Genomic DNA, 19,911 nt, shown 5'->3' on the forward strand with positions numbered 1-19,911 from the left:
ATGACAGAGGATATGAATAATATAGAGGAACTCGTTGATAAAAATGAGAAGCTTATAGATATATGGGGGCGTAGAACTCCAAAATTTGAAAAGAAATATGAGCAAACCGTTATGAGAGTAATCTCGGATTATGGTGTTGGAGCATCAGAGAATACAGGTGCAAAAGGAAAGGTGTTGGGTGCAGGTTATGAACCTTACATCATGGCTTTCTTTATCGGCCTATATGCAGGTAAGAAACTTCCATTATCAGAAGATTCCGATGATTTGAAGGTTTTGGGACAGCCTTTGCAATTTTGGGGCAATCTTGATTCGAAGAAAACTCGAAAAGCTTATCCTGCGTTGCGTTCTTATATATTTATGGCTCTCGTGGCAAAGACAGATATTGATTGGATTGCCTTGGATAAAGGTGATATAAAGGCAAATACTGTAGTTTTACAATTGATAACTACAATGGAAGAGTATGCTAATTATGGCTTCTCTGTTATGGAGGATAAATTAAAAGAAGATAAGGGATATTTCTTTTCTCATCGTTCCTTCTTGGATATGTTTTTACAGTTAACCTCCAAAAAGGTTGATGAAGAACATGATGAAGAGGAGCCAGAAGAATTATAAAGTAATATAGAAAGGGAAAATATGGACTATGTAGAGGCTTTTGAAAATTTAAAGCCGAATGAGAAATATGGCCGTAAAACTCCACATAAGGCGGTTCTTTTGCTTACCATTATAGAAATGTGTGAATCGGATGAGATTTATTCTAATGAAATTAGATATAATCAGCAGCTGATAGATACTTTTCATAAGGTATGGAAAAGAACCCTGCCTGATGATGATTCTTTATTTGTGGATGCGTATTTCCCATTCTGGACTATGCAAAATGAAGATTTTTGGCATCTTGTTCCCTATCGTGGCAAAGAAGAGAACTTGACTCTGCTGAAAGAAAGACAGGTTAGACCTTCTGAGAGTAAAATCAAGGAATGTGTTGATTACGTGGAACTTGATGAGGATCTGTTTTTTCTTATGACTTTACCGTCAGGACGTTCTTCTTTGAAGCGTGCTCTATTAGAGAACTATTCAGCTCTTACTGAAGAGAAAATAGGTGAATTGGCAACAAGTAAAGACAATGCCATAGATAAGTCTATAGAGGCTTTGGCGGAGTATCAAAAGATTTTGTCATCTGAAAATGAACCCAAACATAATCTTGTGGCAGAGTCGTGTGATGAGGAAAAGCAAAACCTTTTTTATGCTTTAGATGAAGATGTACAAATTCAATTAAACATAGAATACTATACTTTCCTCAAGGAACATAAGGCTGAGAGAGAAATGTTTAGATCATTATGTCCAACGGTCTTTGATTTATATGATAAAATCTCGGCTCATCCAGTAAAGCAGGAAGATGTAACAAGTTCTTTGCTGTATCTTTATGAGAACTTCTTGATGGATTTAAAAGTAAATCTTTTAGGTGTGGATGCTACATTAAGTTTGGTAGATTGTATTGAAAATGCTATCAACCAGCTTCATGCTCATGAGCATCAAGAGGATGTGTTCAACTCGTCGAATATTGGAATAGAAGATGATACTGTAAAAAAAGAAAACTCTTCTGGAGATTCAACGCTTTCAGATGATTCTATATCTTCTGCCGATGACGAATCTTCTGTCGTGAATTATAGAAGAAAGGATTTGCCATGGACCGAGAATGAAGAAGAATTACTTTTACTTTGTTATGAAAAGGGAAAAAACATAGAGGATATTGCTAGTATTCTAGGGAGACCACAGAACTCAATTAAGTTGCGTCTCGCCAATTTAGGAAAGATAAAGTATGATTTTACACAAAGTGAAAATACTGAAGGTTCTAAAAATACTGATCAGGAATTGGCAACTCTTGATTTTTATGTTGAGAACATGGAGAGGCTGTGCTTTATCTTGAACAGAAATGGTGAACGTGTCTATTCTACAGATGGAAAATTAAAGATTCTGCATGGTAAGCTCTATCGTTTCAATTACAAAGATGATATTTGTTTCACAGTTAAGGACATGGTGTGTACAAATGGAGTTTGGGATAAGGGCGAGAAGACAATAGTTGCTTATATGCAAACTGATTTGTTCCCGTTATTGGATAGAACCCATTATCTGGACCAAATTGAGGATATTAAAGAAGGTAGTTGTATGCAGCAAAATCAAATTCGTGTCGATGGAAAATGGTATGATTTTGATGGTAATTTAATAGGTAGAGCAACAGAACAACTCCCTGATATATTGGGCAATGTTGAATGTGAAGGAATCCAGGTCCGAAATGCAGGGAAAGATTTTGTGCTCAAAGGAGGACTTGAATTTATCACCACAAAGTTATGCAGTTCTTACGATTATCTTTGGTTGATGGCCATTGTTGATTTGGTGAATGTTCACCAACATGCCTGTGTGTTCGATTTCGATGAAATAGCATGTATGATGATAGCTGAGGCTTGGAGGCTGTTGGACAAATATCCTCATCTTAAGATGAATAACGAGTCTTTGGTAGAGTGTATTGAGTTCTTGATCAATGAATCTGAGGATAATATGGAGCAAAAACTAGGTTGGACTACTCCAAGTTTCGAAGTGTATAGTTCTATCAAAGAATATCCAATGAGTGGTATTTTTGAGGATTTAGTAGATGAGCTTGTTGAGGAATCTCCTGCTAATGTTCTAAGATTATGGTTGGACGATAAGGATGAGCGAGATTTGGTATTGCATTCTGCTAATTATGTAAATAGATGCTTATACTCTTTGCATCTCAAAAAATTTGATTCTTTTATAGAGGTTAATCCTATTTGGAAAAAGTATTTGAGGGTTGAACAAACTAATTTGTTAACTTTTATGCAAGATAGTTTAGTTGCTTTTCTCAATCGATAACTACCGATAAGAAGAACGCAGAATAGATACTAATTCGAAGGGTAAACCTTAAATTCCGTACCGCCAAAGTACTCCTGTTATCATGTACTTTGGCGGTATATTATAATTCCAGCCAGTCGGTATCTATGTCGAATAATTCAAATAATCTTCTGCAGGATTTGATTGGCACGGATTCTTCGGCTTGACCGATGAAGTCATCTTCATGGCTTCTGATATAAGCATCCATATCTTCCTCCTTAACAAGGATTGGACCTTTGATGTTTGTAAAGATGAAAGGGTAGCAGTCGTCATATTTTATATTGAAATAAAAATTCCCCAACCCGCTTGAAAAAGTCGGTTGGGGTTATTTGTATGATATCCAGTATAAAAGAAAAACGTTAGTTTTCACTTTTATTAGTTGCTCAGATTTTGAACCATGTCCAAAGGTAGCTGGGTCGCTTTAGCAACCTGTTCTGTTGGAAGCCCCATAGCCAGCAAACGTTGAGCTGTTTCAATATTAGCTTCTATTCTACCTTCCCTTTTCGCCGTATCAATAGAGTTCTTGATATCCCGGTATGCCATCTTACTTGCTTCATACTCCCTCAGTTCCTGAGGTGTGAATTTGGCAATCTCGGCTTCCTCAAAGAGACGGTCGAAAACCTTGTCGCACAGCTCCTTTGGGCGTTGGGTAAGCTTATAGAGGTTCTTCAGTGCATATAGCCATTTATCATACCATGTTTCCAGTTCATCCAAACTCTTGTTGAACTTGGCAATCTCTACATAGATAAACTCCAGCTTATCGTAGAAAATCTTGTGGGTAGCGGTATCGCACAACTGTACATGATGGCGGATTTTCTCCTTGTCGAAGGCATCCTCATTCATGTTGAAGTTGAGCAGGGCTACGGTATAGACATGATTGAGCTTGAAATCCCATTCACTCCCCTTTGGTGCCTGCTCGCGGATAGGGAAAGTGGAGTAGAAGAGAGAGCGGTCCTTGAAATACGTCTGGTAGGCATTCTGCATTTCTACGATGAACTTCTCGCCGTTTTCTCCTTCGCAATACACGTCGAAGATTGCTTTGCGGTCGGTATAAACATCACCGACGTGCTCCGGGTTCAGATACGACACGTCCTTCACAACCTGTCTGCCATTAAACAAGCTGTTGAGGAAGCAGATGAGCAAATCCTTGTTCATTGCCGTTCCAAAAATTCGCTTGAAGCCAAAATCGGTCAGCAAGTTGATGTATCGTTCTTCTACCTGTTTCATACGATATTCATTTTATATTTTATTTCAATTTCTCGATTTGTTCCTGGGTTAGTCCAGAATACTTCATGATCAGATTGATGTCAACACCATCTGCCAGCATATTTCTGGCAATATCCAGGGCTTTCTGGTTCATGCCTTTTTCCATACCCTCCGCAAGACCTTCTTGCTTCGCCGTATCAATGGAGTTCTTGATATCCCGGTATGCCATCTTACTTGCTTCATACTCCCTCAGTTCCTGAGGTGTGAATTTGGCAATCTCGGCTGCCTCAAAGAGACGGTCGAAAACCTTGTCGCACAGCTCCTTTGGGCGTTGGGTAAGCTTATAGAGGTTCTTCAGTGCATATAGCCATTTATCATACCATGTTTCCAGTTCATCCAAACTCTTGTTGAACTTGGCAATCTCTACATAGATAAACTCCAGCTTATCGTAGAAAATCTTGTGGGTAGCGGTATCGCACAATTGTACATGATGGCGAATCTTCTCCTTGTCGAAGGCATCCTCATTCATGTTGAAGTTGAGCAGCGCAACAGTATAGACATGATTGAGCTTGAAATCCCATTCACTCCCCTTTGGTGCCTGCTCGCGGATAGGGAAAGTGGAGTAGAAGAGAGAGCGGTCCTTGAAATACGTCTGGTAGGCATTCTGCATTTCTACGATAAACTTCTCGCCGTTTTCTCCTTCGCAATACACGTCGAAGATTGCTTTGCGGTCGGTATAAACATCACCGACGTGCTCCGGGTTCAGATACGACACGTCCTTCACAACCTGTCTGCCATTAAACAAGCTGTTGAGGAAGCAGATGAGCAAATCCTTGTTCATTGCCGTTCCAAAAATTCGCTTGAAGCCAAAATCGGTCAGCAAGTTGATGTATCGTTCTTCTACCTGTTTCATACGATTTATATTATATGCAAAGATAAACTTAATATTTGTAACATCCAAACTTTTAGGCTGTTTTTTAAGAAGATATAGTTTAAATTGTTTCTGTGGACAAGAGGCCCTCTGTTTTTTGCTTTTATTGAAGAAATTGTCAAGGAATCCTCGGTTTGCCCTGAAGTCATCTTCATATCTGAAGCTGCAATAGCTTTATTGGAAAATTTGTATAAAATAGTTTAATTTATAACGGTTATTGCAACATTTAATGTATATTTGCAATAAAATTCGGCGAATTTATGAAACTAAACAAGATTAATGATGTCTTAAGCAATAATAGGGTTATGGCAAATGGAATCATAAAGACCTCCTAGCATAGAGGACTTATTTAGTAAGGTATCTGGTCTTATAGAACAGGCAAGATCTTATGTGAAGACTTCAGTCAATACTACTGAGGTCTATACCAAGTATTATATTGGTAAATATGGAGTATGAACAAAGTGGGAATGTTCGTGCAGAATATGGGAAGCGGGTCTTGCAAGAATTATCCAAGAGTTTGACTGTGCGGTTTGGGGTGGGTTGGTCATATCCTAATCTCCGCAATATTAGGCAGTTCTATATAGTATATGCCAAAAGGCTAAATAGTGGTTATCCTTTTGATGTCAAAAATGCTAACCAGTGGTTAGCAAATTCAAAAAGAACTATTATGTAGATTTGGTTTTCTATAATAGATTGCTACAGTGCTATGTTCTTATTGATTTGAAGACAGATAAGCTTTCTCATCAAGACCTAGGACAGATGCAGATGTATGTCAACTATTACGACCGCTTTGTAAAACAGGATTTTGAAAAGCCAACCATTGGCATATTACTTTGTGAGAGCAAGAATGATGCACTTGTAGAATTGACTTTGCCAAAAGACTCTCATGTCTATGCTTCGGCATATCAATTATACTTGCCAGATAAAGCTTTGTTGCAAGCTAAGGTTAGGGAATGGATTGCAGAGTTTGAGGAAAACAACATCGAATAATATTTTTAATTTGTGAGACAGCGTCTCACAAATTTGCCACTAAGTTTGTAAAGAATTAAAGAATCTACAAAATTTAAGGAGTTATTTGATGAGTGCAGCAAGATAATTTAAGCCTGAATAGGGTTGATAGAAAGAAATCATCCTATCCAGGCTTAATTTTTATCTTCTTCTTCCTCTGCCTTCGTTTCTTCCCTGATTTCCACGATTGCCTCCACGCTCGTTCTTGTCACCGCTGTTATAACGGTTCTTGCGATTGTGGTTGTCGTTATCGAAATTAGGATTGAAACTCTTTTTCTTCTTATCCTTGAAGAAACCGGCATTTGGGTCTTTCTGATTACGGAGTTCGGCTCTTGCTGCTGCTACCGCATCGCGGATGTTTGCATTCGTGGGTTTGCCTGACTTGAGAGATTTTCCATTGTTAAGGTATTTCTCTTCGTCATAGCAACCCACGTTGCCGTAACCCTTTGGGGCAAAGCGGTCTGAAGTATTTCTTCCACGACCTCTGCCAGCGTTTGCTTCTGGAACATTTCTGCCGGCTCCACGCTTGCCTTTAGCTCCTCTGCCAACCCCCGGATTATCATAGGTAGATCCAATAGCCTTGTCATCGTAATTGGTTTTCTTTCCCTTGAATCCGCGGTCAAAACTCTTCTTGTCGTAGAGTTTGTCGATGAGGTCGGCTCTGCCGATGCGGCGAAGTTCACTTTCGATGGCACGGCGCTCCTCTGGCTTATACCAGAAGAAGAACATGCGCTGGGCAAGCTTTTCCTTCTGCGTCTTGGCACTGAATACTGGTTCCAATGTATATGGATCATATCCCGTGTACCAGGTTTCCGTAGATATCGTCATTGGGGTAGGAGTGAAGTCCTGCACCTGCTCGAGATGGAAGTCGAGACCCTTGGTGATGACCGCCAGTTCCGCCATATCCTCTTCATGACAGCCCGGATGCGAACTGATGAAGTATGGGATGATCTGCTGGTTGAGTCCTTCTTCCTTGTTGATCTTGTCGAAGATGCGCTTGAACTCGTAGAACAGGTCGAACGATGGTTTGCGCATGAACTTCAGAACCTCTGGACTGGTATGTTCCGGTGCTACCTTCAATCGGCCGCTCACGTGCTTGGTAATCAGTTCGCGGGTATATTCCCTTGCTGCCTGGTTTACCTTCTCGTCCTTGCTCTTGTGCAGGAGCAAGTCGTAGCGCACACCACTACCGATGAAGCTCTTCTTGATGCCTGGCAGGGCATCTACGGCATGGTAAATCTCCAGCAGCTTGCTGTGGTCGGTATTCAGGTTCGGACAAATCTGTGGGTTCACACATGATGGTCGCTTGCATACCTCGCAAGCTTTCTGGTTCTTGCCGTGCATGCCATACATATTGGCAGAAGGACCGCCCAGGTCGCTCAGATATCCCTTGAAATCTGGCATTTCGATGATTTTCTTTACCTCTTTCAGGATACTCTCCTTGCTTCGGCAAACCACGAACTTGCCCTGATGCGCTGAAATGGTACAGAACGAGCAACCGCCGAAGCAGCCGCGATGCAGGTTTACGGAGAACTTGATCATCTCGTATGCCGGAATGGTCTTGCCTTTGTACTTAGGATGAGGCAGACGGGTATAAGGCAGGTCGAAGGCGGCATCCAGTTCCTCGGTGGTCATCAGCGGGAACGGTGGATTCACCACCACATACTTGCCGTCGGTCTCCTGAATCATGCGCTGAGCATGCATCTTGTTGGCTTCTTCCTCCAGATGGCGCACGTTCTCTGCCTGTCCCTTCTTGTTGTGAAGGCACTCCTCATGACTGTGCAGGATGATGTCATCGTCCTTGAATCCGCCCGGAATGTCCTTCTCCTTGCAGTAGAAAGCCACCTGCGGCATCTCGTGAATCTGGTCCATGGTCTTGCCTTTGGCGAAGGCGTTGGCAAGTTCCACGATAGAGCGTTCGCCCATGCCGTAGAGAATGAGGTCGGCACCCGAATCGCAGAGGATACACTTGCGCAGCTCATCCTTCCAGTAGTCGTAGTGGCTGATGCGGCGCAACGAAGCCTCAATACCGCCCAGTGCCACAGGTACATCGGGATAGAGTTTCTTCAGTATCTGGGTATAGACGATAGACGGATAGTCGGGGCGCATGTCGTGACGGGAGTCGGGGCTGAAAGCATCTTCGCTGCGCATTCGGCGGTTTGCCGTGTAGCGATTCACCATCGAGTCCATAGCTCCCGGAGATACACCGAAGAAGAGGCGAGGACGACCGAGCTTCTTGAAGTCACGGAAGTCGCCATGCCAGTCGGGCTGTGGAACGATGGCTACACGATAGCCGTTTGCCTCCAGGATTCTTCCGAGGATAGCAGCCCCGAAGGATGGGTGGTCTACGTAGGCATCTCCCGAAAAGAGGATGACGTCCAGTTCATCCCATCCTCTGAGTTCGCACTCCTTCTTGGTGGTTGGCAGGAAGTCTGTTAACTTATAATCCATTCAAAATTATTTAATCATTTACTGCATCAGGTTCTGCTCCTGCAGCTTCTTCTGCTGCCTTCTTGTCCTTCCAGTCTACGTAGAGCAATACGAGATTGTGGAGACCGAGAGCCTTCATGTTCTGATGGTAGATTACGTCGAGGCAGAGGTCGAGCAACGCCTTGTCCTTGATGTCGCTGCTCTCCAGGAGAGAACGAACATTGAACTTCAACTTGTCGAGCACTTCCTCGTCGATGATACCATTGCTATCTACGAGGTTGCGGAGCAACTGATACTTGTCAATAGTCTCTAAATGCTGGTCGCTCACTTCGATAGAGCGTGTGCCAGACTGGTTTGCTTGAATTTTATACATATCTTTTTTTACTTTGAACATTGAACCTTGAACTTTGAACTTTATGATTTGCAAAGTTTGCTCAAATTGTTATTATTATGTTTATTCTTTTATTCTCCTATTCCGTTAAGAATTTGATTATTCTGTCAGGAACTTGAGGATTCCCAGCATGATGCCGTTGCGGGTTTTCTCATCGATGATACATTCCAATGGAAATCCCATGACGAAGGTTCGATAGCTGGAACTCTTGTATGCTACGGCTGCACTGGCACCTGAAGTATATTGCATCGCTGTGAAGGCTTTCTGCACTGCAGGATTTAATATCTCAGGATGGGTGGTGGCGTAGTGGCGATCGTTCAACTGACTGTAATAGTTGAACTCCATCCCCATGCCTGCCACACTATCCGTAGTATACACGATACTATCTCGTTCCGTGATGGTGGAATCTTCCGGGTTGATGTCCTGTACGATGAATCTGGTGCCCGTAGGCTCATAATTCACCTTGAGAATGTCATTCATGAAGGTTTGCTCCTCTTCTGTCTGCATGTCGCTTCCGTTATACGAACCGCTGATAAGCATCTTGCCTCCACTGAGTGCATAATAGGTGATGCGTTTCTGCAGGGCAGGGGTGAATGTCTTGTAATATTCACGGGTATAACCATCATTTCGCTCCAGACCGTTGATAAGGTCTACTGCCTGATAGTTTTCCATCCTAACCTTGCCATTGGCGACTGCTTCGCTGGAACAGCTGGCAATGTTGTATTTGTTTGCCAAAGCGATGCTCCGTGCATGGCTTACTACATAGTTGAAATCATTGCCTGCCACAAACTTTCCTATCATCTCATTGCCGCAATAACCTAGTCCGTTGGTGGTTTCCTGTCCCATCCTGTTAATATCGAAGCTGGTCTGCTTTCCGCTCCATCCGGCTGTGAGTCCATAGCTGACACCTGGGTCTTTGTCGAAGTCGAAACCTTGGATAGAATCATTGTCTTCTACTTGTGGTGAAGCGAGACGATGGAAGTTGTTGACAACCAATACCGACTTCGTAGCTGTTGGATTGTAGAGTGCCGAGAGCGTTTCGGTTGGGAAGCTCTCGCCACCAGCGTTAAGGGCAGCCACCTTGAAACTATATAGTTTGCCTGGTTCCATCTTGATTTGACAGTTGGGACGTCTTACAACGGTTCCGTTGTCAAAACCTCCCTTGCCTTCAGCCTTATATACGATATATCGGGTAGGGCGTGCAGATGGTTCGATGGAATCGAGCTGTGGAGTCCAGGAAAGATTTGCAAAATTATCATCCAGTTCTACGCTGAAGTTCTTGGGAGCCAGTGGCTGAACCACGTATGGCTTGTCATGATTGCTGTTTATATATCTCAAGATGGTCTTGTAGATAGACCGGGCTATGGCAAATTTTCCCATTGGGTCCTGTGCGATACGCATGTCCGGGAAACTCTGATGAGAGAGCATCTCAAGGATGGCTGAAGGAACCTCGGGCAGGCGAGTCTCCGAATAGTTGCGGTCCCATAGATAGCGCTTGCCAAACTCGCCATAGATAGCGCTGATATCTGTTACCAGATTATCACGTAGTGCTCTGGCAAAATCCTTGGAAGCCATTCTGGATACACCGCTGTTCAGCATACCATCGTTGAAATCGGTGGTGCAGATAGAGAGTGCGCCCCAGGTTGACTTACCGTCCCTATTATATCCAGCATCGCTATGTAGTGCCAGCGATAATTCGATAGGAACGTTCTTTCCTTCCAAAGCAGGCATGTATACACTGCCGCCACCCAGCCAGTTGGTCATCAGAGAGCGGGTGTTGATGTCATCTGCATAGTCGTTCTTGCCTTCTCTTCCACTGTAAACCTTGTAGGGTGCTCCGGCCCACTGAGCGTAATATCTCGCTCCTTCCAGGCAGCGGGGCAGTTCGCTCAGATTGCCTTCGCGTTCTATATTGCCCATACCGCCACCAAAGCGTACGGCATCTGTGGTTACAATGCCTCTCTTGGAAGACTGGTTGGTACATACCACCCGGTTGAACTCATTGCATCCACGGTCGAAATCGAAGGTGCCGAGGTATACCCAGGTTCCGCCACCCATCTTCTGGTTGACGGTGAATTCTGTTTTTTCTCCCTTATGATAGACGATGTATCTTGCATCGCTCACGCTCTTGGGTACCGTCTGGTAACTGACATAAACCGCATATTTTCCTTCTGCAGGGAAACGGGGCTGATAGCTGACCTGGCTGAATTTCTTCCGCTTGGTAGCTTTGGCTTTTCTTGCCGTACCCATGCGGAAAGGATTCTCGCCTTCGCTGTATACGTTCTGCTTGTTGGCAAAGCCTACAGAGTCGCAATTGGTCCATTTCCTGCCGGTAGCCAATTCTTTGTAGCATACTGATTTTTCTGCATCATCGTTGTCTACAATGATTTCGTTCTTTTGCCAGTCTCTTTCGCGGGGCGTAAATACCACGGCACCTGCATTTTGCAACATTGGGATGAGATAAGGCACCACAATGGTTTGGGTGAAGAGGTCTTCCGTTGTACAAAAGAGGTTGGGGCGTTGCCATTTCCAACGGCGGAGATCATTGCAATAATAGCGGCCGTGGGAAGCCCATAAAGAGATATGCCGGTTGGACAGACCTGCTGTTGGGAAATAAGGACGGGAGGCATTGAATACCCATGGGTCGTCATCGTAATCTATACCTTCCCAAGCCAGGCTGTTGCCTTCATCGTAGGTAGCAAAAGACGATTTGCCGTTAGCTTGGAATATAATTCCGGTAGCCAACAGCAAACTGCTTACTAAACAATATGTTATATGTTGATGTTTCACTTTTCTTTTTAACCCTCTTTTTTTAGTCTACTTCGCCAATGGTGAACTTCTCAGGCTTCTTGCCTTTAAAGTTCTTGAAGTAGAGTTTTATCTCGCGCATGTCTTTATCTACATCTCCAGAAGGAATGACGACTTTGTTGCACTGGATAAGGCGACGCTGGAAGTCAACCCCGTAGAGATAGATAGGCAGACCAGCCTTGAGGGCAATAAAGTAAAAGCCCTTTTTCCAGTCTGGATTCAGTGAGCGGGTGCCCTCTGGAGTAATGCAAAGTCCAAAGCTTTCGCGCTTCTTGGCTTCTTCTGCAAGGTTGTCGGTCATGCTGGTGTGCTTGCTGCGCCAAACCGGAATGCCTCCCATTCTGCGGAAGATGGGACCTAGAGGCCAGAAAAACCATTCTTTCTTCATGAGGAAATTGCACTTCATACCTTCTGCGTGTTCGAACAGCTGACCGAGAATCAAATCCCAGTTGCTGGTATGAGGAGCTAAGCAGATGATATACTTTTCAGGAAGTTCGAAGGCTACATCCTTTTTCCATCCCAAACGCTTGTACAATACCCACTGACAGATGTTTCTTATCATTATTTTTTATGTTATATATAAAAATAGGTGAAAAGAGGAGTCTTGGAAAGAAACTCCTCTTATTCCCTTATTTCTTTTAATTCTTTTCTCTTTCTGACGTGTCGCTATCCCAAATTAGCGATTTGATTCACCACTTCGCTTACCTGCTTGTTGAAATCCTTAATCAAGTTCTGGTAATAGACGCCAGCCTTGATGCCAGGTTCCGGGTGAGAAACTCGGCTGATGAAATCGTTGTTAATCATCACCACTGAAGACAGAATTCCATCTACGTCTTCCTGACTCGGTTTGCCGTTATACAAGGAGGCAGCTACAGTCTCAGCGAAAAGCTCGCTGGTGATGTAGTTAATAGTGCGTTTTAAATCTCTTTTGTTAGCCATATTATAATCTTTTAGTTAATAAATGATTCGAAATATTGGTCAAAGATAATCATTTTCTTTGTAAATCCAATATTTTTTCAGAAAAAATCTTCTTATTAACGCATTTTTAGCATTTTTCTTTCCGTATCTCGCAGAAAAACCTTAAATTTGCAGTGTTTTTGAAGTTTCAACTAATTAAATATTAATAAAAGAATTATGGAAAAAAGTGCATTGCAGATTGCAAGAGCTGCTTATCAGCCAAAGTTGCCAAAGGCGCTTCAGGGTCCTGTTAAGGCAGTTGAGGGTGCAGCAACTCAGTCAGTAGGTAACCAGGAAGAAATCAAGGCTCTCTTCCCTAACACATACGGTATGCCTGTTATTACTTTCGAGGCTGGCGAGGCTCAGGAACTCCCTGCTTTCAACGTAGGTGTTATCCTTTCTGGCGGTCAGGCTCCTGGCGGTCACAACGTTATCTCTGGTCTCTTCGACGGCGTGAAGTCTCTCAACCCAGCTAACAAGCTCTATGGCTTCATCCTCGGTCCTGGTGGTCTCGTTGATCACAAGTATATGGAGATTACTTCTGAGCTCATGGACGAGTACCGCAACACTGGTGGTTTCGATATAATCGGTTCTGGCCGTACCAAGTTGGAGAAGGAAGACCAGTTTGAGAAGGGTATCGAGATTCTCCGTGAACTCGGTATCAAGGCGCTCGTTATCATCGGTGGTGACGATTCTAACACCAATGCTTGCGTTCTCGCTGAGTACTATGCTGCCAAGAAGTATGGCGTTCAGGTAATCGGTTGTCCTAAGACTATCGACGGTGATTTGAAGAACGAGCAGATTGAGACTTCTTTCGGTTTTGATACAGCATGTAAGACATATTCTGAGCTCATCGGTAACATCGAGCGCGACTGTAACTCTGCACGCAAGTACTGGCACTTCATCAAGTTGATGGGTCGTTCAGCTTCTCACATCGCTCTTGAGTGCGCACTCCAGACTCAGCCAAACATCTGTTTGATTTCTGAGGAGGTAGAGGCTAAGGAAATGTCACTCGATGATGTTGTTACTTATATTGCAACTGCAGTAGCTAACCGTGCTGCTGAGGGCAACAACTTCGGTACTGTTCTCATCCCAGAGGGCTTGATCGAGTTCATCCCAGCTATCAAGAAGCTTATCGCAGAATTGAACGAGGTTCTTACAGACCCTGCAACAGGCGAGAGCCGTGAGTTTGCAAGTGCTGAGGAGCAGATTGCATTCGTTAAGGGTGCCATTGCTAAGGACAACCTCGCTGTATTGGAGTCTTTGCCAGCTGACGTAGCTCGCCAGCTCTGCCTCGACCGTGACCCTCACGGAAACGTACAGGTTTCTCTCATCGAGACAGAGAAGTTGCTCTCTCGTATGGTAGCTGAGAAGTTGGCTGCTTGGAAGAAGGAGGGTAAGTTCGTAGGTAAGTTCTCAGCTCAGCACCACTTCTTCGGTTACGAGGGACGTTGCGCAGCTCCTTCTAACTACGATGCAGACTACTGCTACTCACTCGGTTTCAACGCATCTCGCCTCATCGCTAACGGCAAGACTGGTTACATGTCAATCATCAAGAACACAACAGCTCCTGCTGCTGAGTGGATTGCTGGTGGTGTGCCTATCACAATGATGATGAACATCGAGCGTCGTAACGGTGCCAACAAGCCAGTAATCCGCAAGGCTCTCGTAGAGCTCGACGGTGCTCCATTCAAGTTCTTCGCTTCTAAGCGTGAGCAGTGGGCTAAGGAGACAGCTTTTGTATATCCAGGTCCTATCCAGTACTGGGGTCCATCTGAGGTTTGCGACCAGACCACAAAGACTCTCCAGTTGGAGCAGGCTAAGTAAGAAATATGTTTCTGATGATTCAGGAATAAACATTCTTATATAGGTGCTAGATTCTTCTAGCCGACCTTTAGGGAGGGGATGTCTTGCCGTAGGCTGTATAGCCATGCATGCACCTCCTCCCTCTTTTTTATATATAATTCATTATCATGGTAAACAAACAAACTAGCAACAACAACAAATGTGGTGGAGCGAAGAAAACTTCTTCTTCCCCGGTCAGAACCACGGCGAAGCGACCTGCCCGTAGACGTAGGTCCAGACGTTCGTCGGGGCTTTGGAGCCGTTATCCCCGTTGGGCTTGGTGGATTGGCGGAATAGCAGTTGTTGTACTGTATGTTTTTTTGTTTTACCATTTCTTCGTAGGTCCTACCGGTTTTAGATGGCGTGCGCTTTATGGTGATGAGGTATATCCTGAAGGATATGAAATTCATGGTATAGATATCTCTCATTATCAGGGAGATATAGATTGGGAGCAGCTTAAGAATGCAATGATTAAGGGATGCCCTGTGCGTTTTGTCATCATTAAGAGCACTGAGGGCTCCAGCAGGTTGGATGAGAATTTCCGTTCTAATTTCAATCAGGCTCGCGATTTTGGTTTTATCCGTGGTGTATATCATTTCTGGAGCAATAAATCTACGGCTCGTGAACAGGCTTATTATTTCCTGCAGCAAGTACATCTTACCGATGGAGATTTGCCGCCGGTGCTTGACATCGAGCACAAACCGGATGATAAGAGCGTGGAGGATTTTCAGCGTGATGTACTTACGTGGTTGCATATCGTAGAAGACAGGTATCATGTGAAGCCTATCATCTATACTTATTATAAGTTTAAGGAGCAATACCTAAGTGCGCCGGTTTTTGATGATTATCCTTATTGGATAGCCCATTATTATGTGGACAAGGTGCAATACAAGGGCAAATGGAAGTTCTGGCAGCATACGGATGCTGGTAAGTTGCCTGGCATCAAGGGATATGTAGATTTTGATATCTACAATGGAAGTTATTACGACTTGAAGCAATTGTGCATAGGAAGTAATAACAATGAGAAAATATTTAACGAGTGACGGAATGTGTAAGGTGTAATTCATCATGTACAATGAAAAATGTACTTTATGAATTACACCTTATATTTTTACTGTTGATAGGGTAATCTGACGCTCTGGCTTTTCTATTCCCCAAGTACTAGGCAAGCCCAGTTGTTGTCAACATGACGGTTGGTTTCATGAAGTCCAAGCTCTGCAGCATTTTCCAGCAAAACAGGAATGTCCTCTTCGTAGAATCCGCTGAGTATCAGAGAGCCACCAATGTTCATGACGCTGCGGAACAGTTTCATGTCTTCAAGCAGGATGTTGCGGTTGATGTTTGCCATCACTACATCAAATACGCCGCTGACATGGTTGAGAACGCTGCTGTTTCCGAAGAATACTTCCATATTGTCAACGCCATTGAGGACAGCATTATGTTTGGCATTCTCAACGCTCCATTCGTCGATGTCATATCCTACAACATCTTTGGCTCCTAGTTTGGAAGAGGTGAGTCCCAAAATGCCGGTTCCGGTACCGCAATCCAGAATGCGTTTGGTCTTGATAGACATCTGGAGCAATTGCGAGATAATCATACGGGTAGTCTCATGATTTCCTGTGCCAAAGGCAAGTTTTGCTTCAATACCTATCTCGATGATGTCCGGACGGTTACTTGTGTCTGGATAGAGTTCTGGATGCTTGGCATCGTATATAACAACTTGGTCGTCCACAAAAATAGGAGCGAATCCTTGTTCCTCCCATTCCTGATTCCAGTCTTTGTCCTCGGCATCCTGGATGTCATAGGTGATTTGGGTATCCATGATAGGAAAATCAGAGATATAGGCATCAAGTGCCTCCTTATCGAAAAGGTCTTTCTGTACGTATGCCTCCATGCCTGTTTCCGTTTCCTCGAACGATTCAAATCCAGCCTCGGCAGCTCCGTCGGCAAGGAGGTCGCGAGCTGCTTCCATCAGGTCGGGAGCGGTCTTAATATTGAATGATGCTACTAAGTATTTCATGCCTTTTTATGTGTATAAATGTTGAAAAACGTTTGAATTCATTTAATTTTTCTGCAAAATTATAAAAAATAGGGGAAATCCTACCATTATTTAGGGTTTTTCTGTACTTTTGCAGTAAGATATGCAATATTTTTGCATTATGATTATTATATTTATATAAATAATAACCCAAAATGGAGTAAAAACTCCATATCAAAATAGGAGAATAGTAAAATGAAAAAGATGTATCTTCTAGCAGTCCTCATGGCAGCAACCATGCCTTTTACGGCAATGGCGCAGGACGATGACCTCTACTTCAATCCAAAGAAAGAGGCCAAGAAGCAAGCTGAGCATCGTGCGCAATTACAGCGTGCTTATGCCGAGCAGAAAGCACGTAGAGACAGTATATATGCCTTGTACTGGAGTGGAAGCAACCGAAGCGTGGATGAATATAATCGCGGTGGTAGATTCTTGAGTCATTATGAGAATGTAGGGAAAGATTCCCTGGGTAATGATATCATCCAGTTTCATGTAGGAAAGGGTGTTGCTCCTGACAGTATCTATGATGATGCTTATTTTGCTCAGAAATATGCTGACCCGGAAGAAGACTTCAGCCGGACTCGGGAAATGAGCCGTTGGGATGGATATTATGATCCTTGGTTCTACGACTATTATGGCTATGGTCCTTATTACTGGCGCAGCCGTATGTGGGGATGGCACAATCCTTGGCGTTACGGATATTATGCCGGCTGGTATGATCCTTGGTTTGACCCTTGGTACGATCCATGGTATTATGGCTATGCTGGTTGGTATGGTGGCTGGTACAGCCCATGGTACTATGGCTGGGGTGGATATTATAACCCATGGTATTGGGGTGGTCCGATGATTGGTCATGTAAGTTATGGCGGATTTGCTGGCAACAAGCGTTATAACAACCCGGGCCGTATCGATGGTTCTAATCATCGGTTTACTGGCATTGCTGGTAATAATCGCAATACTTATTCGCGCCGAAGTGGATCTAATCGCAGCTTTGGTCAGCGCCAGAATAACGGCAACTACAACTACAACAATAACAACTCTTCTTGGGGTAGTCGCGGCAATTCAGGCTTTGGTAACAGTGGCGGCAGCTTCGGAGGTGGTAGCTTCAGTGGCGGTGGCCGTTCCGGTGGCGGTAGCTTCGGTGGCGGTGGCGGTCACTCTGGTGGCGGCAGCTTCGGTGGAAGAAGATAAAATGATAACAATAATTAGTATTTGAGAAGATTATGAATAATTTAAAACATATATTCTTTGCCAGTATGCTCATGGCTAGCATGACTGCTGCTGCGCAAGAAACTTATCAGGACGCTAAGTTGGCTGCACCCCAGCTTACCGGTACTGCCCGCTATGTGGGTATGGGTGGTGCTATGGAAGCTTTGGGTGCCGATATTTCCACTATCAGCAGTAACCCTGCTGGTGTTGGTCTTTTCCGTAGAAGTCAAGTGACTCTTACTGCAGGAGTTATTGCTCAGACAGACGCAGAGAATTATACGGAATACAATGCTTCTACTATTACCTTTAATGGTAAGAAGAGTCATCCTACCTTTGACCAGGTGGGTATCGTATGGAGTCCGAAAAACAAAGGTACCAATTGGCTGAATCTGGCTTTCAATTATCATAAGAGTGCTGATTTTGGACAAATTCTGAATGCTGCCGGAGCATTGAAGGATGTTTCTCTTAATAAGATAACCGCAGCTAAGAATTTCAAGGAGTATGCGGGGTGGACCAGTCAGGACGCCAACCTTGGTGGGTATAAGGATAATTCAGGAAACTATCAGCCTGGTTTGTTTACTGTTCCTACCGATGGTGGCTTGGCTTATGCTGAGGCTAATCAGTATTTGTTTGGTCAGTATCAGCATGGTTATATCGGTACCTATGATTTCAATATCAGTGGATCGCTTAATAATCAGGTTTGGCTGGGTCTGACCATCGGTCTTCATGACGTTCATTACAACAGCAATTCCTTTTATTCCGAAAACTTCGTTGACGGCAATATAATGGATTCTTTTGAACAGCTGAAGATTACAGGTACTGGATTTGATGTGAAGGCAGGTGTTATCTTCCGTCCTGTCAAGGATTCTCCTTTCCGTATTGGTGCTTATTTCAATAGCCCTATCTTCTATGATCTTACGGTTAGTGGTGATAATGATATTAGTATTTGGGGAAACAATGATCCTGCTACCTATGAGGAAAAAGATGGAAGTCAGCAGCCTTGTTATGTCAAGGGTGATAGAGGTCAGAGTATAGATTATGATTTCCGTCTCAATACACCATGGAAGGTGGGTGCCAGCTTGGGCCATACAGTAAGTAATTATCTGGCTCTTGGTGCAACTTATGAGTATGCATGGTACGACCATATGGACAACCGTGTAAAAGATGGCGGTTATTATGATGCTTATTGGGGAGACTATTATGAGAGCAGTAGCAGTGACGAGGCTATGAATAACGATACCCGATTGAATCTGCAAGGTGTAAGCACCTTGAAGTTGGGTGCAGAGATCAAGCCTGTTGACATGTTGTCTGTCCGATTGGGTTATAATTACGTATCGCCAATGTATAAGGATAATGCCTTGCGTGATCAGACATTTGATAGCAATGGTGTTTATATAGCTTCTTCTGCCGATTATACCAACTGGAAGGCGATGAATCGTTTCACCCTGGGTGTAGGTTTCAATTACCAGAATCTGGCTATAGATGTAGCTTATCAGTATTCTACTCAGAAGGGAGATTTCTATCCATTCGAAAGTTTCTCAGATATGGGTTGTTCTGTTAAGGCTACTCAGGTAGAGAATAATCGTCATCAATTATTGATGACAGTAGGTTATAAGTTTTAAATAATGTAAAATTTAGAGATATTTTGGACGAACCGATAAAAAATAGTATAATTTATTTGGTTGTTTCAAATATTTGTTCTATCTTTGCATTGTGATTAGGATAAGAGGCGGTTCTTATCCGGTGTTTAAATTACAAAAGACTTTTGAGGTCTCTCTATGTAGAGGTTCTCATAAGAAAATGATATTAGTTTTTTTAGTGGTTAATTTAGTTTTAGTAAGTATGTGATAGGATCTGTTGTGAAACAGGTCCTATTTTTTTGTTGCTGGTAGTCATGTATATATATAGTGAAAGCAGCGGGGTGAAGTGAGGGGATGATATAAAACAAAAAAGCGTTTCCAAAAAGGAAACGCTTCTCTTTGTACACCCTTAGGGATTCGAACCCTAGACCCACTGATTAAGAGTCAGTTGCTCTACCAACTGAGCTAAGGGTGCAACTTTTAATTATTGCTTGTGTAATCAAAAGAAGTGATTCCGCAAGGATTCAAACCTTGAACCTCTTGATCCGTAGTCAAGTGCTCTATTCAGTTGAGCTACGGAACCATTCATATTGATTCTTAAGTA

At 43.4% G+C, this 19,911-nt stretch carries 14 protein-coding genes, 2 tRNA genes and 1 pseudogene; 7 read left to right on the top strand and 10 right to left on the bottom strand.

All coding sequences use genetic code 11. From position 1 onward, the window contains the following. Positions 1 to 612: a glycoside hydrolase family 15 gene (locus ACQRBJ_RS04980; protein WP_445302996.1), complete on the top strand. Its 612-nt coding sequence runs from the start codon at positions 1 to 3 to the stop codon at positions 610 to 612. A gap of 21 nt (positions 613 to 633) precedes the next feature. Continuing rightward, entirely contained in the window at positions 634 to 2,886 is a 2,253-nt protein-coding gene (locus tag ACQRBJ_RS04985) for a hypothetical protein (RefSeq protein WP_445302997.1), read from the top strand. 393 nt (positions 2,887 to 3,279) lie between these two features. Here ACQRBJ_RS04985 and ACQRBJ_RS04990 read toward each other — a convergent pair whose 3' ends face one another. Both ACQRBJ_RS04990 and ACQRBJ_RS04995 read right to left on the bottom strand, forming a co-directional pair. Then, positions 3,280 to 4,131 (bottom strand): Rpn family recombination-promoting nuclease/putative transposase, encoded by an 852-nt coding sequence (locus ACQRBJ_RS04990; RefSeq protein WP_445302998.1) that lies wholly within the window; start codon positions 4,129 to 4,131, stop codon positions 3,280 to 3,282. Between the two features lie 19 nt (positions 4,132 to 4,150). Further along, positions 4,151 to 5,023: an Rpn family recombination-promoting nuclease/putative transposase gene (locus tag ACQRBJ_RS04995; RefSeq protein WP_445302999.1), complete on the bottom strand. Its 873-nt coding sequence runs from the start codon at positions 5,021 to 5,023 to the stop codon at positions 4,151 to 4,153. 354 nt (positions 5,024 to 5,377) lie between these two features. Between ACQRBJ_RS04995 and ACQRBJ_RS05000 the strand changes: the two are divergent. Continuing rightward, positions 5,378 to 6,031, top strand: a pseudogene (locus ACQRBJ_RS05000) (PDDEXK nuclease domain-containing protein). A gap of 159 nt (positions 6,032 to 6,190) precedes the next feature. Here the strand turns inward: ACQRBJ_RS05000 and ACQRBJ_RS05005 are convergent. The 5 genes from ACQRBJ_RS05005 to ACQRBJ_RS05025 form a co-directional block, all read right to left on the bottom strand. Next, complete coding sequence (locus ACQRBJ_RS05005; protein WP_294967649.1) at positions 6,191 to 8,500, bottom strand: YgiQ family radical SAM protein; 2,310 nt, start codon at positions 8,498 to 8,500, stop codon at positions 6,191 to 6,193. Positions 8,501 to 8,510: 10 nt separating this feature from the next. Further along, positions 8,511 to 8,852, bottom strand: a complete 342-nt coding sequence (locus ACQRBJ_RS05010) for a hypothetical protein (RefSeq protein ID WP_217761008.1) — start codon at positions 8,850 to 8,852, stop codon at positions 8,511 to 8,513. A gap of 117 nt (positions 8,853 to 8,969) precedes the next feature. Beyond that, complete coding sequence (locus tag ACQRBJ_RS05015) at positions 8,970 to 11,660, bottom strand: fibronectin type III domain-containing protein (protein ID WP_445303000.1); 2,691 nt, start codon at positions 11,658 to 11,660, stop codon at positions 8,970 to 8,972. Between the two features lie 22 nt (positions 11,661 to 11,682). Next, positions 11,683 to 12,240: a 1-acyl-sn-glycerol-3-phosphate acyltransferase gene (locus ACQRBJ_RS05020; RefSeq protein ID WP_445303001.1), complete on the bottom strand. Its 558-nt coding sequence runs from the start codon at positions 12,238 to 12,240 to the stop codon at positions 11,683 to 11,685. A gap of 104 nt (positions 12,241 to 12,344) precedes the next feature. Beyond that, a complete protein-coding gene (locus ACQRBJ_RS05025) occupies positions 12,345 to 12,617 on the bottom strand; it encodes a hypothetical protein (protein WP_294967644.1) in 273 nt (90 codons plus the stop codon). Between the two features lie 195 nt (positions 12,618 to 12,812). Here ACQRBJ_RS05025 and ACQRBJ_RS05030 point away from each other — a divergent pair, with 195 nt between their 5' ends. Further along, positions 12,813 to 14,462, top strand: a complete 1,650-nt coding sequence (locus ACQRBJ_RS05030; protein ID WP_294967642.1) for a diphosphate--fructose-6-phosphate 1-phosphotransferase — start codon at positions 12,813 to 12,815, stop codon at positions 14,460 to 14,462. Positions 14,463 to 14,608: 146 nt separating this feature from the next. Beyond that, positions 14,609 to 15,523, top strand: a complete 915-nt coding sequence (locus ACQRBJ_RS05035; protein ID WP_294967640.1) for a GH25 family lysozyme — start codon at positions 14,609 to 14,611, stop codon at positions 15,521 to 15,523. Between the two features lie 104 nt (positions 15,524 to 15,627). On the opposite strand, the gene prmA is transcribed toward ACQRBJ_RS05035, so the two are convergent. Further along, positions 15,628 to 16,500, bottom strand: coding sequence for a 50S ribosomal protein L11 methyltransferase (gene prmA / locus ACQRBJ_RS05040; protein WP_445303002.1), 873 nt, complete (start codon positions 16,498 to 16,500; stop codon positions 15,628 to 15,630). 213 nt (positions 16,501 to 16,713) lie between these two features. On the opposite strand from prmA, the gene ACQRBJ_RS05045 reads away from it, so the two are divergent. After that, entirely contained in the window at positions 16,714 to 17,709 is a 996-nt protein-coding gene (locus tag ACQRBJ_RS05045) for a hypothetical protein (protein WP_445303003.1), read from the top strand. Between the two features lie 32 nt (positions 17,710 to 17,741). Beyond that, positions 17,742 to 19,349 carry an OmpP1/FadL family transporter gene (locus ACQRBJ_RS05050; protein ID WP_264949921.1) on the top strand — a complete coding sequence of 536 codons (1,608 nt, stop codon included), beginning with the start codon at positions 17,742 to 17,744 and terminating at the stop codon, positions 19,347 to 19,349. A 360-nt stretch (positions 19,350 to 19,709) separates the two neighbouring features. On the opposite strand, the gene ACQRBJ_RS05055 is transcribed toward ACQRBJ_RS05050, so the two are convergent. Beyond that, positions 19,710 to 19,782, bottom strand: a tRNA-Lys gene (locus ACQRBJ_RS05055). Positions 19,783 to 19,816: 34 nt separating this feature from the next. Further along, a tRNA-Arg gene (locus tag ACQRBJ_RS05060) sits at positions 19,817 to 19,890 on the bottom strand. Positions 19,891 to 19,911 lie beyond the last annotated feature (21 nt).

This window comes from Prevotella sp. SGI.167 (assembly GCF_050313615.1).
Taxonomy (GTDB): domain Bacteria; phylum Bacteroidota; class Bacteroidia; order Bacteroidales; family Bacteroidaceae; genus Prevotella.

Excerpts from the sequence above, each read along its gene's own strand:
- ACQRBJ_RS04980 (WP_445302996.1), top strand. The coding sequence starts at position 1 with ATGACAGAGGATATGAATAATATAGAGGAACTCGTTGATAAAAATGAG.
- ACQRBJ_RS04985 (WP_445302997.1), top strand. The coding sequence starts at position 634 with ATGGACTATGTAGAGGCTTTTGAAAATTTAAAGCCGAATGAGAAATAT.
- ACQRBJ_RS04990 (WP_445302998.1), bottom strand. The coding sequence starts at position 4,131 with ATGAAACAGGTAGAAGAACGATACATCAACTTGCTGACCGATTTTGGC.
- ACQRBJ_RS04995 (WP_445302999.1), bottom strand. The coding sequence starts at position 5,023 with ATGAAACAGGTAGAAGAACGATACATCAACTTGCTGACCGATTTTGGC.
- ACQRBJ_RS05005 (WP_294967649.1), bottom strand. The coding sequence starts at position 8,500 with ATGGATTATAAGTTAACAGACTTCCTGCCAACCACCAAGAAGGAGTGC.
- ACQRBJ_RS05010 (WP_217761008.1), bottom strand. The coding sequence starts at position 8,852 with ATGTATAAAATTCAAGCAAACCAGTCTGGCACACGCTCTATCGAAGTG.
- ACQRBJ_RS05020 (WP_445303001.1), bottom strand. The coding sequence starts at position 12,240 with ATGATAAGAAACATCTGTCAGTGGGTATTGTACAAGCGTTTGGGATGG.
- ACQRBJ_RS05025 (WP_294967644.1), bottom strand. The coding sequence starts at position 12,617 with ATGGCTAACAAAAGAGATTTAAAACGCACTATTAACTACATCACCAGC.
- ACQRBJ_RS05030 (WP_294967642.1), top strand. The coding sequence starts at position 12,813 with ATGGAAAAAAGTGCATTGCAGATTGCAAGAGCTGCTTATCAGCCAAAG.
- ACQRBJ_RS05035 (WP_294967640.1), top strand. The coding sequence starts at position 14,609 with ATGGTAAACAAACAAACTAGCAACAACAACAAATGTGGTGGAGCGAAG.
- prmA (WP_445303002.1), bottom strand. The coding sequence starts at position 16,500 with ATGAAATACTTAGTAGCATCATTCAATATTAAGACCGCTCCCGACCTG.
- ACQRBJ_RS05045 (WP_445303003.1), top strand. The coding sequence starts at position 16,714 with ATGAAAAAGATGTATCTTCTAGCAGTCCTCATGGCAGCAACCATGCCT.
- ACQRBJ_RS05050 (WP_264949921.1), top strand. The coding sequence starts at position 17,742 with ATGAATAATTTAAAACATATATTCTTTGCCAGTATGCTCATGGCTAGC.